This window comes from Halorubrum sp. LN27 (assembly GCF_016635065.1).
Lineage (GTDB): Archaea > Halobacteriota > Halobacteria > Halobacteriales > Haloferacaceae > Halorubrum > Halorubrum salipaludis.
The window spans coordinates 1,939,077-1,951,934 of record NZ_JAEPET010000001.1 but is presented as its reverse complement, the minus strand read 5'-3'; the positions used below and the strand labels follow the sequence as shown (position 1 = coordinate 1,951,934).

Genomic DNA, 12,858 nt, shown 5'->3' with positions numbered 1-12,858 from the left:
GATCCGATCGACGCCCGGTAACGGCCGATCGATTCCGGTAAGGGCCGATCTACTCACCCGGTAAGGACCGATCGACTCCCCCGGATCGACCGGTAACCCGGGGTTTCGACCATGTTATATGTTAGCGATCGGCTCATAACTTAGTGGGTACGTGGTGTATCGCCTCGCAAATGAGCGCGACGAGCGAGGTGATAGACCGCCTTCGGCAGCCCGAATACGTCGGTGAGAACCGGTGTGTTCCGTGTACCGTCGTCAACGCGATCATCGCCCTCCTCCTGGCGGGGGCCGTCGCACTCGCGTGGCCCCCGGCCGGGGCGGGCGTGCTCCTCCTCTCCGGCGCGGCCATTTACCTCAGGGGGTACCTGGTTCCGGGAACGCCCGAGCTGACGCGGCGCTACCTCCCGGAGCGCGCCCTCCGGGCGTTCGGGAAAGAGGAGACGATCGTGCGTCGGCGGAGCCCGGCCACCGAACCGACCGAGGCGGAGCGCGACGTCCCGGATTCGTCGGCTCCCGCGGACCCCTCCGAGGTCGAGGCGATGCTCCGGGAGAGCGGCGTCGTCGAAGACGACCCGGACGCCGACGACCTCCGGCTCACCGCCGAGTTCCGGGAGGTCTGGTGGCGGCGGATCCGGCGGTTCCGCGGCGACGACGAGGCGGCGAAGCGCCGTCTCGGGGCGGTTCTCGACCTCGATCCGGACGTGCTCGGGTTCGAGGCGGGCGACCGCGGTCGGTTCGTCGTGACGCTGGAGGGGGACCCGATATCGCGGTGGGACTCGGACGCCGCCTTCTATGCCGACCTCGCGGTCGAGCCCACGCTCCGCGAGTGGCTCCCCGACTGGGAGGGGCTCGGCGACCGCCGCCGGACCGAACTGATCGCGGGGATGCGCGCGTTCCTGGAGTCGTGTCCGGCCTGCGAGACGACGCTGACGCAGGTCGAGAACGTCCGGAAGTCCTGCTGTTCGAGCGACGTGGTGGGCGTCGACGTCGACTGCGAGGCCTGCGGCGCCCGCGTGTTCAGCGGGACGTACCGGTGACGGGGCCAAATCGGTGACGGGAACGAACCGGTGACAGGAGGGGCGAATTGGACCGCGAGAAGGGGAACCTCGCCGAGCCCACCGACCCTCCGAGTCTACTCGCCCGCGAACCGCTCGTCCGCCTCGTCCCATTCAAATTTCACCGACGCGAGCTCGTGGTCCGGACAGGGATCGCTCGGTTCGCGCGGCGTCTCGCTCCGGAGCACCGATTCGTCGGGAACGATCCACCCGTCGGGCGCGGTCGCCGCGTCGCGCGTGGTTATCACCCCCGACGCGGGCACGTCCGTCGCCACGAGGAACCTCTGGTCGCCCGGAGGGGCGCCCGGGCCGCCCCCGGTGAACAGCACGACCTCGTCGAGGGGCGCCGCGGCCTCGAAGGCGACGCTCACGGGACCGCCCGCGCTCCCGTCCGCGTCGGCCCCCTTGCGCTCGGCCGCCTCGACATCGTCGAGACCCGGCTCCGACTCGTTCCCGAAGGCGACGAAGCTGATGTCGGGGGGCGCGCCGCCGTCGTCTTCTCCGTCGTCGGTGCCGTCGCCGCCGCCCCCGCCTCCGCCGTCACCGCCGTCGACCGCACACTGTCCGTCGGTGTCGGCGACGATCCGCAGGCGGTCTCCGTCGAGCAGGGAGGTGTCGTTTGTCCCGTCGATTCCGAACGTCCGCGTCTGGATCCCGACGCAGACCGATTCGCCGACCGGCAGACTCACCGCCGACTTCGGGTCGTCAGGGTCTGCCGAAGCGGGGTCGAAGACGAGGGCGTCATCGAGCGCCGAGGAGCCCTCGTCGCGCGCGCCGGCCTGATAGAACACGACGGACGGATCGCCCGCGTCGAGCCCGCCGCCGGACTCCGGCATGTCGACCGGGTCGTACTCCAGATCGACGCAGGCGCGCGTTTTCCCCTGGTTGCTGATCTGGAAGACGCCGTCGAACGACGTGATCGCGTCCCCGTTGACGCCGGTGCCGCCGGCGCCCGACGGCCCCATGTCGATCGCGATGCGACCGCGGGCGTCGAGGCCGACGAATTCGGAGTTCGGCGTCGGGTCGCCGTCGTCGCCCCGACAGGCGTCGAAGCCGAGGTACGCCTCCGGGTCGCCGACGACCTCGACGCCCACCTCGCGCTGCGACGCGACGCGGGAGAACGCGCCCGTGCCGATCAGGGCGCTCCCTCCGAGCGAGGCGGCGCCGGTGCCGAGGATGAACTCCCGGCGCTTCATCGATACCCCCTCCCGAGTCGTGCCCGTGTGATATCGGTCATGGCCCTACCTGTCGGCCTCGTACTCGTCGAACGGTTCGTCGCCGGCGCTCGCGGTTCCCAGCGTCGTCGGCGCCGACACCTGTACGCCCTCGACGGTCATCGCGTCCGGCTCCTCGCCCGCCACCGCGACGGCGACGTTGTCGATGTCGGCGACGCTCGCTAACCCGCCGCCGAACGGGAACAGCGTGAAGAGGACGCCGTCGACGCCGGGGTTCCCGATCGCGAAACACCCCGTCCCCGAGTCGAACTCGATCGTCGCCGACGCGAGGGAGTCGGAGCCGGGGTTCCACGTGGTCGGCGACTCGTCGAACTCACCGTGGTGATCGGTGACCTGCACCGCGATCGGCGTCTCACCGTCGGCGCCCGCCTTCTCGACGCAGACCTCGACGGCGTTCGTCGCACTCGCTCCGTCGTCGAGCGCGTCGACCGCGCCGAGGGCGTCGAACTGAGACTCGAGCTCCGTCTCCGGGTCGGCGTTCGGCGCCAGCGAGATCGCGCCGGAGTCGGTCGGCGGACTCTCGTCCGTGACGGTCGCGTCCGCGACAGCGACGATCTCTTCGTCGAACAGCGTCGTCCCGCCGGTCGCGTCGACCCCGTGGGTCTCGGTGCGGACCCCGACGGTGAGACACTCGCCGAGCGGGATCGTGACCGCGGCGTCCTCGCCGACGAGCGACGACTCCTCACCGGGGGCGCCGTCGCCGTCCGGATAGTGGTAGAAGTCGAGCGGCGCGTCAGACGCCGCTCCGGGCGGGAACGCGTCGTCGTCGAACTCCCGAACGTGGAACGCGGCGTCCGCTTTCCCCTGGTTGCACACCTCGAACATGGCGTCGAACCAGGTCGTCGAGTCGGAGTTGACCCCCTCGCCGGGCTCCGCGTCCGGTCCGTCGAAGTCGTCGTGGTCGCTCACGTCGATCGCGAGGTGCCCGTCCCCGTCGATCGCGACGTAGTTCTCGCTGTTGAGCGACCCCGTCGCCGAGAGTCCGAGGTACGCGTCGGGGTCCTCGGCGACCTGCACCGTCACGTCGCGTTGCGACTCGACGCGGGAGAACGCGCCCGTCCCGAGCAGGGCGCTCCCACCCACCGAGGCGGCCCCGACGCCGAAGACGAGGTCTCGTCGGTGCATGGTCGATCAGCTCGACGGCGCGGTGTAGGAGCCCTGCTCGTACAGCAGCCCTTCGTCCGGGTCGTCGACCTCGACGTCGACGGGGCGGTTCGACCCGTCCGTCACCGGGTTCGTGGTCGTGTACGACAGCACGTACGCCTCGTCGGTGATCGAGGTCGTGATGTCATTGATGACGGGTGTGAGGCTCGAATCGGACGAGAACTCGATCCACGTCCCGTCGTCGACGTTGTCGGCGATGTCCTTCTTGTTGACGGGGTACCCGGTCGCGTCCGGAGCGACCGCGTAGTAGCTGAAGTTCCCGTCGTTGAGGAACCCCTCGACCTCGGACTGGCTGAACCGCGTATGGTCTTCGGTCTCGTCGTGTGCACCGACGTCGGTGATGTCGATCAGCACCCGCTGTGCCCCGGAACGGAACGCGGAGAGCTCCGCGCCGTCGCCCTGCTGTGCGGCCGCGTTTCCGGTGCCGACCGCGATCGCGTCCACGTTGTCTTCCGCCGCGTCGCCGCCGCCGGACGCGGACAGCCCGTCGACCGCGGTCTGGAAGTTCGCGGCGTCCGTGAAGTCGGTGTCGACCTCGACGATGTCCTTGAACGAGACGAGCGCGTATCGGGCGTCGACGCCCTCGTTTTCGAGATCCGTCGTGAAGTCGTTGACCTCCGCTTTCAGGTCGTTTATCGCCCCGCCCATGCTCGCGGTGTCGTCGAACACCACGACGATGTCGACCGCACCGCCCGACTCGAAGTCGACGCTCTCGACCGTCTGTCCGCAGCCGTCCTCACACACCGCGAAGTCCGACGCGGTGAGGTCGCCGGCGTTCCCGGCGGGGGTGTCGACCCGGATCCGAGCGTCGATGGCGGGGAACCCCGCCCCCGGTTCGGGACCGGCCGACAGCAGGTTCGAGAAGGGGTCGTCGGTCGATCCCGGCGTGAACGAGCACTCGGGACACTCGGGCTCCGGCCCCGGTTCGCCGGCGAAACAGTCACCGTCGACGTCGGCGGCGACGGTGACCTCGCCGTCGAACAGCGGGGCGTCGTCGGTCGCGTCGACGTCGAACGTCTCCGTCCGGAGGCCGATCGTCACGCACTCACCGAGCGGGAGCGGGAGGGGGTCGCCCTCCTCGATGTCGACTCGACCGCTCGTCGTGGGGTCGCCGTCGCTGTCGCCGTCGTAGTAGAAGACGAGTTCGGCGTCCTCGCGTCCGAAGTCGTCCGGCGCGGTGTAGGAGACACAGACGTCTTCTTTCCCCTGGTTACAGATGTCGAACATCCCGTCGAACCAGGTGCGGGAGTCGGAGTTGACGCCCTCGCCGGGCTCCGCGTCCGGCCCGTCGAAGTCGTCGTGTTCGCTCACGTCGATCTCGAGGTGTCCCTGCTCGTCGAGATCGACGTAGTTCATGCTGTTCGGTGTTTCGAGGGGCTGTAACCCGAGATACGCGTTCGGGTCTTCGGCCACCTGAACCGTTACGTTTCGCTGTGACTCGACGCGGGAGAACGCGCCCGTCCCGAGCAGGGCGCTTCCACCGACGGAGGTGGCTCCGGCACCGAGGATGAACGTTCGTCGTTTCATCGTTGGTGATCTTGGTGTGTCGCTGGCGCACGGCGAGGCGTCGTCGCGCACCGTCGGACGAGCGTTCGCCGTTCGGTTTGAGCGCCCACGTGCCGTCTCTCGTCGCGAATCGGTTCACGCCCCGCACAGCGCGGAGCGGTGTCGATCCCTCACGTCCCCGGGTCGTCGCCGGAGTCTTCCGCCCTGCAGGCGGTCACGTCGCTCCCGTCGAGGGAGTCGAACAGCGCCTGTTCGTCGTCCTCCCCGTCGGCCGGGATCTCGTCGAGTTCCCCTTTCCGGTCCTCGTCCTCCGTCTCCTCGACGTCCTGTGGGATGGCGATCTCGGCGACGTAGTCGTCGTCGCTGATGTCGGTGGTGTCCTCGGCGTGGTTGACGAGCCGATCGCTGAACTGGTCGACTTTCAGGTCACCCCAGGTGGGCAGATCGCAGCCGTCTGGGGCGTCCCAGAAGACGACTCCCTCCTCCGGGTTCGGGGGCGACGGCTCGATGTCCACCGACTCGCCCGGGGCGACCACCGCTCCGCCGTCGCCGGCGTCGGTGTCCGGGTCGTTGATGATGGCCCACCCGAACGTCGCCGACGCGTCGCCGACGTTGGTCACTTCGAACCGGGTGTCCTGGGCCTTCCACCACATGTCGCCCTCGGAGAAATCGTAGGTGGTACAGGAGTACTCGCCGACGAACTCGGCGCAGTCCGGCTCCGCCCTACACGCCTCTTCGCCGACGTCGGCGACGAGGCTGACCTCGCTGAGCAGCTCGTCGCCGGCGCCCGGCGCGGTGATCTCGTAGTCGTCGTCCTCGCGCGTGTACACCTGAATGCCGACGCAGACGCAGTGACCGACTTCGAGCAGGATCGAGTCGTCGACCTCCGTGAGCGTCTGGAGGTCGGGGTCGTCCTCGACGAGGTCGCCGTCCTGGAACGCCAGCTTCTCGGGCGTCGTCGTCTCCGGCTCCTCGTTCACGTAGAACGTGACGCGGTCGGGGTCGGCGCCGTCCTTCTCCGAGATCCACAGACAGACGTCCTCCTTGCCCTGGTTACAGAGCTGGAACACGTTGTCGAACCAGCTGATCGACTCGGAGTTGACGCCGGAGCCGCCGTTGCCCGACTCCCCCATGTCGACTCTGAGGTGGCCGAGGTCGTCGAGGTCGGCGAAGCTGGAGTTCGGCGTCTCGTTGCCGTCCCCGTCGATGCAGTCGTTCATCCCGAGGTAGGCGTTGTCGTCCTCGGCCACCTGGATCGTGACCGAGCGCTGGGCGTCGATCCGGGAGAACGCGCCCGTACCGATCAGGGCGCTTCCCCCGGCCGCCGCCGAGCCCGTCCCGAGCAGGAACGATCGTCGCTTCATGGTCGCTTCTCCGTGTGTGTCATGGTTGGTGGATCAGGTCCCGTCGTCCACCGGCTCGCCGGCCTCGGGCGAATCGGCCGTGATCACGACTTCCCCGTCGATGAGCGGCGAGCCGTTCGTGGCGTCGACGCCCTTGGTCACGGTGCGGACGCCGATCTCCCGGCACTCGCCCACCGCGAGCGGGACGGTGTCGCCCTCTGCGACGAAGATCCGGTCGCCTTCGTCGCCGGGGTCGTCGCCGCCCTCGGAGATGTAGTAGAAGCCGACGACCTGCTCGTCGTACCCGTCCGCGGGCGCCGTCCAGTTGCCGCCGATGTCCCGATCCTCCGGCGGGGCGGGCAGCTCGTAGCTGATGTCCGCCTCGGCCTTGCCCTGATTACAGAGCTGGAACATCCCGTCGAACCAAGTGAACGAGTCGGAGTTGACGCCCTCTCCGGGCTCGGCGTCCGGTCCCTCGAAATCGTCGTGCTCTCCAACGTCGATGTAGAGGTGGCCGTTCCCGTCGGTGTCGACGTAGTTGTTGCCGTTCGGCGTATCCATCGGGACCATCCCGAGATACGCGTTCGCGTCGTTCGCGACCTGGATGCTCACTTGCCGCTGCGATTCCACTCGACTGAACGCGCCGGTTCCGAGAGCCGCGGCGCCTCCCGAGGCCGTCGCGCCCAATCCGATGACGAACTTGCGTCGTTGCATTGGTCGTGTCACCCGTGGTGTGCGCCCCGGCCCCGATCGTTCGACCGGACGGACCCGCCGTCCGACCGGTCGGATTCGATCGCGGCGCCGGAGCGCTCGATACCGACATCGGAAGGGTGTCACTTTGTTATGAGATTCTCGCTAACACAGCACACGAAGCACGCTGTCGGAGCGATCCGACCACGCGACCGGACAGTCGCCGCTCTCTGGAGGAGCGATCACCGGTCGTTCGAGGAGCGATCCGCCCCATCCGCGGGTGGTCAACGGCGATTCAAACCCGTACGACGGCCTGAAAACCCGGTTCGAGGCGAGTCGTTCCCGGCAAAATGATCTTGTTCCGCAGAGACGGATTCATAAATATGTCGGAAGATAAATATTTTCTGGTTAATTATCCTACCTATTTATGGGCCCCCAGTGAGCATTTCCCCATAGAACCGGCAACAGTAGCCGATAAACAGCGGGGGAGGGGCGAATCTGGTGTTCACCGGATGAACGCGATCACAGGAACCACCGACAACCGAGGCGGGGCCGACCGCGAGATCTCCAGCGAGGACGTCTTCGAGATCCTCTCGAACCGGCGGCGGCGGTTCGTGATACACGCGCTCAAGCATGCAGACGAGCCGCCGGACGTCTCGGAGCTGTCGCGGTACGTCGCCGCGTGGGAGCTCGACGTCGACGCCGATGAGGTGCCGTACGAGTACCGCCACAACGTCCACAGCACCCTCAAGCGCACGCATCTCCCGAAGCTGAGCGAAACCGACATCGTCACCGTCGACGAGGACGACACCGTCAGGCCCGCCCCCGGACTCGAACGCATCGAGGTGTACGTCGAGGTGCTGCGCGGCAGGGAGATCCCGTGGAACAGCTACTACATCCTCCTCTCGGCGCTCTCGGTCGCGCTCCTGTTCGCCGTCGCCGTCGAGGCGCCGGGATTCGCCGGATTCACTCCCCTCGCCGCCGGCGCGTTCACCGCGACCGCCTTCGGGATCTCGGCGGCGGCCCATCACGCGATCGGTCGCCGAACGCGGCTGGGAACGACGGAGAGACCGCCCGCCGCCCGTCGGAAGCGATGAACCGAACTCGGTCGGTGGGCCTCACTCTCGCGCTGTTCGCGGCCGCGGGACTGGCGTTCGGGAGCCTCTCCGCCGTCGACGTCACGAGCGACCGCGGCGTCGACGTCGGCGTCGCCGGGGCGAACGAGGACCCGTACCTCGGGTTCGAGGCGGTGAACCGCAGCGCGGGGGGCGACGGCGACGCCGTCGTCACCGTGGCGTACGAGAACCGGTTCGGGGTTCCCCTCGACGGGATCGAGATCCGCGTCACCCGCGGCGCCGGGGAAGAGCCGATCGCGACCCCCGAGATCGGCGGTCCGATCTCCGCCGGCGGGTCGGCGACGGTCGACGTGACCGTCGACTGCGGGAAGTCGGGAGGGGACGCGCTGACGTTCCGCGCCGACGCCGCCGGTCCCGGCGTCCGCGCGTCGACGACCCACACCGTGGAGGACGCCTGCGACGCGGTCGGCTGACGGGATCTACGCCGACACCTCGACCCGCTCTCCCAGTTCGGGCGCGGTCGCGTCGAACCCGTCCTCGCGCAGGGCCGCCGCGAACGACTCGCAGCGGTCGCCGTGGTTCACGAGCACCCGAGCGCCGCGGTAGGTGTCCAAGAACGACTCGAGCCCGCCGCGGTCGGCGTGCGCGGAGAAGTCGAACGACTCGACGCGGGCGCTGACGGGACGCACGGTCCCGTTTATCGCCAGCCTCCCGTGCTCCTGGAGCTCTCTCCCGGGCGTTCCCTCGACCTGATACCCCGTCAGCGTCACCATGTTCGTCGGGTTCGCCCGGATCGCCGGGAGGTACGAGTGGACGGGCCCGCCGGCGAGCATCCCCGAGGTGGTGATTATCAGCTCGTTGTCGCCGGCGATCCGCTCGCGCTGGCCGTCGCGGCCGGTGACGAAGCGCGCGGCGCCCGTCGCCCGGCGGAGCGCCTCCGGGTCCCGCAGGAATGCGGGATACCGGCGGACCAGCTCGGTCACCTCGATACCCATCCCGTCGACGTACGGGGTCAGGTCGTTGGCCTCGGCGACGAGCATGAGCTCCTGGGTCCGCCCGATCGCGAACGCGGGGGCGACGACGGTGCCGCCCTCCCAGATCGCCGTCTTCACGCGCTCCGCCCAGCGGTCCTCGACGGCGCGGCGGTCCTCGTGGGTCACGTCCGCGTACGTCGACTCGCAGATCACGGCGTCGGCGTCGGGCCGCGCGGTCGTGCCGGAGACGAGCCGCTGGTCGTCGGTGTGGAAGTCGCCGGTGTACAGCAAGCGTGTGTCTCCGTCATCTATCAGGACGTGTGCCGACCCCGGAATGTGGCCGGCGTTGAACAGCGTCACCTCGTAGGCGGTGCCCCCCGCCTCGACGACGAACGGCTCCTCGTAGGCCTGCCGTTCTTCGACCTCGCCGAGCCGCGCGACGTGCTCCTCCGAGAAGGGGCAAAGCGGACTGTTGCCGTGGAGTTTCAGGGTGTCGCGGGCCAGCGTCCGCGCGAGTTCCGCGGTCGGCGGCGTCCAGTGGATCGCGGGTCGCCGGTCCCCCTTCAGGAGGGCCGGCACCGCGCCGACGTGGTCGAGATGGCCGTGCGAGACCACCACCGCGTCGGGCTCGGGGTCGCGGAGGGGGTACTGCGGGGGGTCGGCGGTCAGCAGGCCGTAGTCGACGAGGAGCGCGTCGTCGACGAGGACGGCGCTCCGACCGACCTCGCGGGCGCCGCCGAGGAACTCGACCTCCATGCCGGAACCCACTCGCCCGGCGCGTTAGTGCTCATCGGTCCCGGCGTCTCCGCGTCGCGATCCGGACGAGCCGAGCCCCGGACTGAGGACCGGCAGGGGTCCGACGGCCTACACCCACGCCGCGAGCATGAACGCGCCCGGCAGCTCCGGGAGCGCGAGTCCGGACACCGGCCACCAGCCCGCCGCGAACGTCGCCCAGACGGCGACGTGGACGGGAGCGAACGCGAGGGCGAGGCGTCCGGTCGCCGTCCCGCGCCGTGCGAGGCCGTCGATCGCGAAGACGACCGTGATAAGCGCGTAAAACCCGATCGCGGCCGGGCCGTGGAGCGGCTCCGTGAGGTCGAAGACCCCGACGCCGGCCATCGCGATCATCGCGAGCGCGAGAACGCCGGCGCGGACCCCGTCCGCGATCCCGGTTTCCAACGACGAGCGACGGAGGCCGAAGGCGTAGCCGACGCCCGCGGCGCCGCCGAGGATCAGCCCCCAGTTGAACGCGGGGGCGCTCCGGTCGCGGACCCCCAGATCGGAGAGCGCGTCGGTCGTCCACGAAAACGTCGGATCGAGGAGAATCGCGGCCGCGATCCCGCCGAGCGCGAGCAGGGTGGCCGCGGCGCCGAGCGCTCGGGTGGCGGCGACCGCGTCGCCGCCGGCGTCGGCGGAGAACATCGGAGAACGGCTTCAGTCGAGGCGCTCCGCGGCGTCCCGTTGGACCAGCGGGTCCGCGTTCTCGGCGGGGAGCGTGACCACGTCCTCGCTCGCGAGCTCGTACTCGCGCTCGTCGACCCCGAATATCGCGCCCACGTCGCGGGTGATCCGGACCGTGGCGCGGGCGGGGGCGTCGTCGGACGACGCGGCGTCGACCGGCGCGTCGCCGGCCGGTGTGTCGTCGGCGGGTGTGTCGTCGGCGGGTGTGTCGTCGGGGGCGGCGCCGCCCTCGGCCGGCCCGTCGTCGATCGCGGCCGGATCGGGGTCGTCGCCCGCATCCGAGCCAGGTGCTCCGGGGGGAGCCGGCTCCGGCGGAACCGGGGTGGGTCCGTCGCCCGCGGTCGGGTCGTCACCGGCGGTCGAGGGCCCGGCCGCCGGGGCCCCGCCGTCGGTGGTGGCGTCGAGGGCGTCCGCCACCTCCTCGTCAGAACCGCCCATGGCGCCGGCGAGCGCGTCGGCGCTCCCCTCGGCCGCCGCGCTCCGGCCGCTCCCGCCGTCCCCGTCCGACGGCGCGTCGGGCGGCGACTCAGCGGCGGAGTCGGGCTCGGGTGCGGGCGGCTCCGGCGCGGACGGCTCTGGGTCCGCCGTGGGGGCCCCATCTGTCGCATCCGCCGTCGACTCGGTCGTCACGTCCGTCGGAACCGCCTCGTCGCGCTCGGGCGAGGCGGGGGGTTCCTCGCCGGCGAGCACGTCGAGCACGCGCGACTTGTTCTCGCCGATCCGGTCGACGAGGTCGTCGAACAGCTGTCGCTCCTCCGTGGTCATGCCGTCCTCGTCGACCGGCATGTCCGCCGCCGCGAACGACGCGAGCTTGACGACCTTGCCGACGCGGCGCTCGTACAGCGCCTCCGCGACCTCCTCGGCGGTCTCGACCTCGTCGGACATCCGCCGCACGTCGTCGTCGGAGAACGGCTTGTCGACCTGCTCGGCGCGGCGGTCGCGGGCCGCGCGCAGGTCGGCGACGTAGGCGGCGACGTCGTCGTAGAAGGAGTCCCGCAGGTGCTGGAGGCTGTCCTTGCGGCGTTCCTTCGCCTGGGCCGATCTGAGCTCGTCGAGGTTCATCGTTCGGGGGCTTTCCGCGCCTCGCCGCGGGCCATCAGGAAGACCCCCGCGAACTCGGGCACGGTGTTTCTACCGGGTTCAACTCTAACGCGCTCGCCGTTTAATTCTACCGTCCGATCGGCGTCAGTCTCGATCTGAATTTCGCGGCCGACGAACCGGTCCGGCACCGCGTCGCGGAGCGGATCGAATTCGTCGAGCTCGACGCGGTCGATCGGCGTGACCACGAGCCCGGACCCGCCGTGTAGCGTGCCCGGGAGCCGGATGAGCCGCCGGGTGTCGGTGGTGACCGGCTCGTCGATCGGCGCCGTGTCGGTCGCGGTCACGCGCGCGGCGAGCGCGGAGACCAGCCGGCGGACGCCGGGGCCGCCGGCCTCCACGTTGCCCTCGCGGACCGCGGTGGGGTTGCGGTCGAAGGCGCCGAGGATCGTCTCCGCGCGCCCCTCGCCGATCCCCTCCAGCTCCGTCAGGCGCTCGCGGGCGTCGGCCTCGTCCATGTCGCGGAGGTCGTCGGCGTACTCGACCAGCGCCTCGTGGACGCGCGCGCCCCAGCCGCCCTCGGTCCGCAGGACGCGCTTCGTCGTGCCGCGCTCGGAGACCGTCCGGATCAGCCCCTCGGTGTCGAGGTCGATCGCCCGCACGTAGTCGACGATCTCGCGGCGCGCGTCGCTGTTCAGCTCCCGGACGCCCTCGTCGCGGACGTGGACGTGATACCCGCGTCCGCCGGAGAAGACGACGGTGAGGTCCTCGAACGCGAAGTCGTCGTCGAGGAAGTCGAGCAGGCGGAGGAGGGCCTGCTTGCACTCGGCGAGCATCTCGGGGTACGAGGTCGTCTCCGGGTCCACGCCGGGGAGGTGGTCGGCGTCGAGGTCGAAGATCAGGTCGGCGGAGCGCCACCCCTTCTGCGACATCGTCGACGCGCCGGGGTCGTCGTAGCGGGCGGCCGAGAAGTACGCGTGCCGGGGCGCGTTGTCTGCGAAGAACGTGTCCACGTCGCCCAAGTCGTACAGCGACTGGTGGCGGAGCATCGTCGTGCCCGACCCGGGAGTCCACGGGATGTGGCCCCACTCGCGGAGGTTCGCGTCCGGCGGGAGCGCCGGCGAGGCCCGGCGGTAGTAGTCGCCGAACCGGCCCTTGAGGTACTCGCGCGTCCGGTCGTCCATCGTCTCATCCGGTACCGGCGGTCGACGTATCAACGTATCGTTCCGGACGGGCGCGGACTGAGCGGCATAAGCGACCGGAGGACGATGACGCCCGCGACGGTTCGGACCTCCCGGTGGCGCGTGCCTGCGAGTGGC

12 protein-coding genes are annotated in these 12,858 nt (G+C 70.0%); 3 read left to right on the top strand and 9 right to left on the bottom strand.

Annotated features, from left to right (window positions below; all coding sequences use genetic code 11):
- Positions 1-170 precede the first annotated feature (170 nt).
- A complete protein-coding gene (locus JIN95_RS09475; protein ID WP_200531268.1) occupies positions 171-1,034 on the top strand; it encodes a hypothetical protein in 864 nt (287 codons plus the stop codon).
- A 95-nt stretch (positions 1,035-1,129) separates the two neighbouring features.
- Here the strand turns inward: JIN95_RS09475 and JIN95_RS09470 are convergent, their stop codons facing one another.
- The 5 genes from JIN95_RS09470 to JIN95_RS09450 all read right to left on the bottom strand — a co-directional run bounded on the left by JIN95_RS09470 (position 1,130) and on the right by JIN95_RS09450 (position 7,014).
- Positions 1,130-2,248 (bottom strand): hypothetical protein, encoded by a 1,119-nt coding sequence (locus JIN95_RS09470; protein WP_200531266.1) that lies wholly within the window; start codon positions 2,246-2,248, stop codon positions 1,130-1,132.
- Positions 2,249-2,293: 45 nt separating this feature from the next.
- A complete protein-coding gene (locus JIN95_RS09465; protein ID WP_200531264.1) occupies positions 2,294-3,412 on the bottom strand; it encodes a hypothetical protein in 1,119 nt (372 codons plus the stop codon).
- A gap of 6 nt (positions 3,413-3,418) precedes the next feature.
- On the bottom strand, positions 3,419-4,978 hold the full coding sequence (locus tag JIN95_RS09460; protein WP_095637464.1) for a VWA domain-containing protein: 1,560 nt from the start codon (positions 4,976-4,978) through the stop codon (positions 3,419-3,421).
- 149 nt (positions 4,979-5,127) lie between these two features.
- Entirely contained in the window at positions 5,128-6,321 is a 1,194-nt protein-coding gene (locus JIN95_RS16310) for a hypothetical protein (protein ID WP_234699190.1), read from the bottom strand.
- Between the two features lie 33 nt (positions 6,322-6,354).
- Positions 6,355-7,014, bottom strand: coding sequence for a hypothetical protein (locus JIN95_RS09450; RefSeq protein ID WP_234699189.1), 660 nt, complete (start codon positions 7,012-7,014; stop codon positions 6,355-6,357).
- Between the two features lie 488 nt (positions 7,015-7,502).
- On the opposite strand from JIN95_RS09450, the gene JIN95_RS09445 reads away from it, so the two are divergent.
- Both JIN95_RS09445 and JIN95_RS09440 read left to right on the top strand, forming a co-directional pair.
- The gene (locus JIN95_RS09445) at positions 7,503-8,087 is read left to right on the top strand and encodes a transcriptional regulator (protein ID WP_095637467.1); all 585 of its coding nucleotides are present in this window, start codon (positions 7,503-7,505) and stop codon (positions 8,085-8,087) included.
- Positions 8,084-8,539 carry a hypothetical protein gene (locus JIN95_RS09440; RefSeq protein ID WP_200531259.1) on the top strand — a complete coding sequence of 152 codons (456 nt, stop codon included), beginning with the start codon at positions 8,084-8,086 and terminating at the stop codon, positions 8,537-8,539. The genes JIN95_RS09445 and JIN95_RS09440 overlap by 4 nt, the downstream gene beginning before the upstream one ends.
- Before the next feature lie 6 nt (positions 8,540-8,545).
- Here JIN95_RS09440 and JIN95_RS09435 read toward each other — a convergent pair whose 3' ends face one another.
- From JIN95_RS09435 to priS, 4 genes are all read right to left on the bottom strand, one after another.
- Complete coding sequence (locus JIN95_RS09435) at positions 8,546-9,796, bottom strand: MBL fold metallo-hydrolase (protein WP_200531257.1); 1,251 nt, start codon at positions 9,794-9,796, stop codon at positions 8,546-8,548.
- A 108-nt stretch (positions 9,797-9,904) separates the two neighbouring features.
- Complete coding sequence (locus JIN95_RS09430; RefSeq protein ID WP_200531256.1) at positions 9,905-10,462, bottom strand: DUF998 domain-containing protein; 558 nt, start codon at positions 10,460-10,462, stop codon at positions 9,905-9,907.
- A 12-nt stretch (positions 10,463-10,474) separates the two neighbouring features.
- Positions 10,475-11,563 (bottom strand): hypothetical protein, encoded by a 1,089-nt coding sequence (locus JIN95_RS09425; RefSeq protein WP_200531255.1) that lies wholly within the window; start codon positions 11,561-11,563, stop codon positions 10,475-10,477.
- The gene (gene priS / locus JIN95_RS09420) at positions 11,560-12,723 is read right to left on the bottom strand and encodes a DNA primase small subunit PriS (protein ID WP_095637472.1); all 1,164 of its coding nucleotides are present in this window, start codon (positions 12,721-12,723) and stop codon (positions 11,560-11,562) included. Before priS ends, JIN95_RS09425 begins: the two co-directional genes overlap by 4 nt.
- Positions 12,724-12,858 lie beyond the last annotated feature (135 nt).

Excerpts from the sequence above, each read along its gene's own strand:
- JIN95_RS09445 (WP_095637467.1), top strand. The coding sequence starts at position 7,503 with ATGAACGCGATCACAGGAACCACCGACAACCGAGGCGGGGCCGACCGC.
- JIN95_RS09460 (WP_095637464.1), bottom strand. The coding sequence starts at position 4,978 with ATGAAACGACGAACGTTCATCCTCGGTGCCGGAGCCACCTCCGTCGGT.
- JIN95_RS09440 (WP_200531259.1), top strand. The coding sequence starts at position 8,084 with ATGAACCGAACTCGGTCGGTGGGCCTCACTCTCGCGCTGTTCGCGGCC.
- JIN95_RS09470 (WP_200531266.1), bottom strand. The coding sequence starts at position 2,248 with ATGAAGCGCCGGGAGTTCATCCTCGGCACCGGCGCCGCCTCGCTCGGA.
- JIN95_RS16310 (WP_234699190.1), bottom strand. The coding sequence starts at position 6,321 with ATGAAGCGACGATCGTTCCTGCTCGGGACGGGCTCGGCGGCGGCCGGG.
- JIN95_RS09450 (WP_234699189.1), bottom strand. The coding sequence starts at position 7,014 with ATGCAACGACGCAAGTTCGTCATCGGATTGGGCGCGACGGCCTCGGGA.
- JIN95_RS09475 (WP_200531268.1), top strand. The coding sequence starts at position 171 with ATGAGCGCGACGAGCGAGGTGATAGACCGCCTTCGGCAGCCCGAATAC.
- JIN95_RS09430 (WP_200531256.1), bottom strand. The coding sequence starts at position 10,462 with ATGTTCTCCGCCGACGCCGGCGGCGACGCGGTCGCCGCCACCCGAGCG.
- JIN95_RS09425 (WP_200531255.1), bottom strand. The coding sequence starts at position 11,563 with ATGAACCTCGACGAGCTCAGATCGGCCCAGGCGAAGGAACGCCGCAAG.
- priS (WP_095637472.1), bottom strand. The coding sequence starts at position 12,723 with ATGGACGACCGGACGCGCGAGTACCTCAAGGGCCGGTTCGGCGACTAC.
- JIN95_RS09435 (WP_200531257.1), bottom strand. The coding sequence starts at position 9,796 with ATGGAGGTCGAGTTCCTCGGCGGCGCCCGCGAGGTCGGTCGGAGCGCC.
- JIN95_RS09465 (WP_200531264.1), bottom strand. The coding sequence starts at position 3,412 with ATGCACCGACGAGACCTCGTCTTCGGCGTCGGGGCCGCCTCGGTGGGT.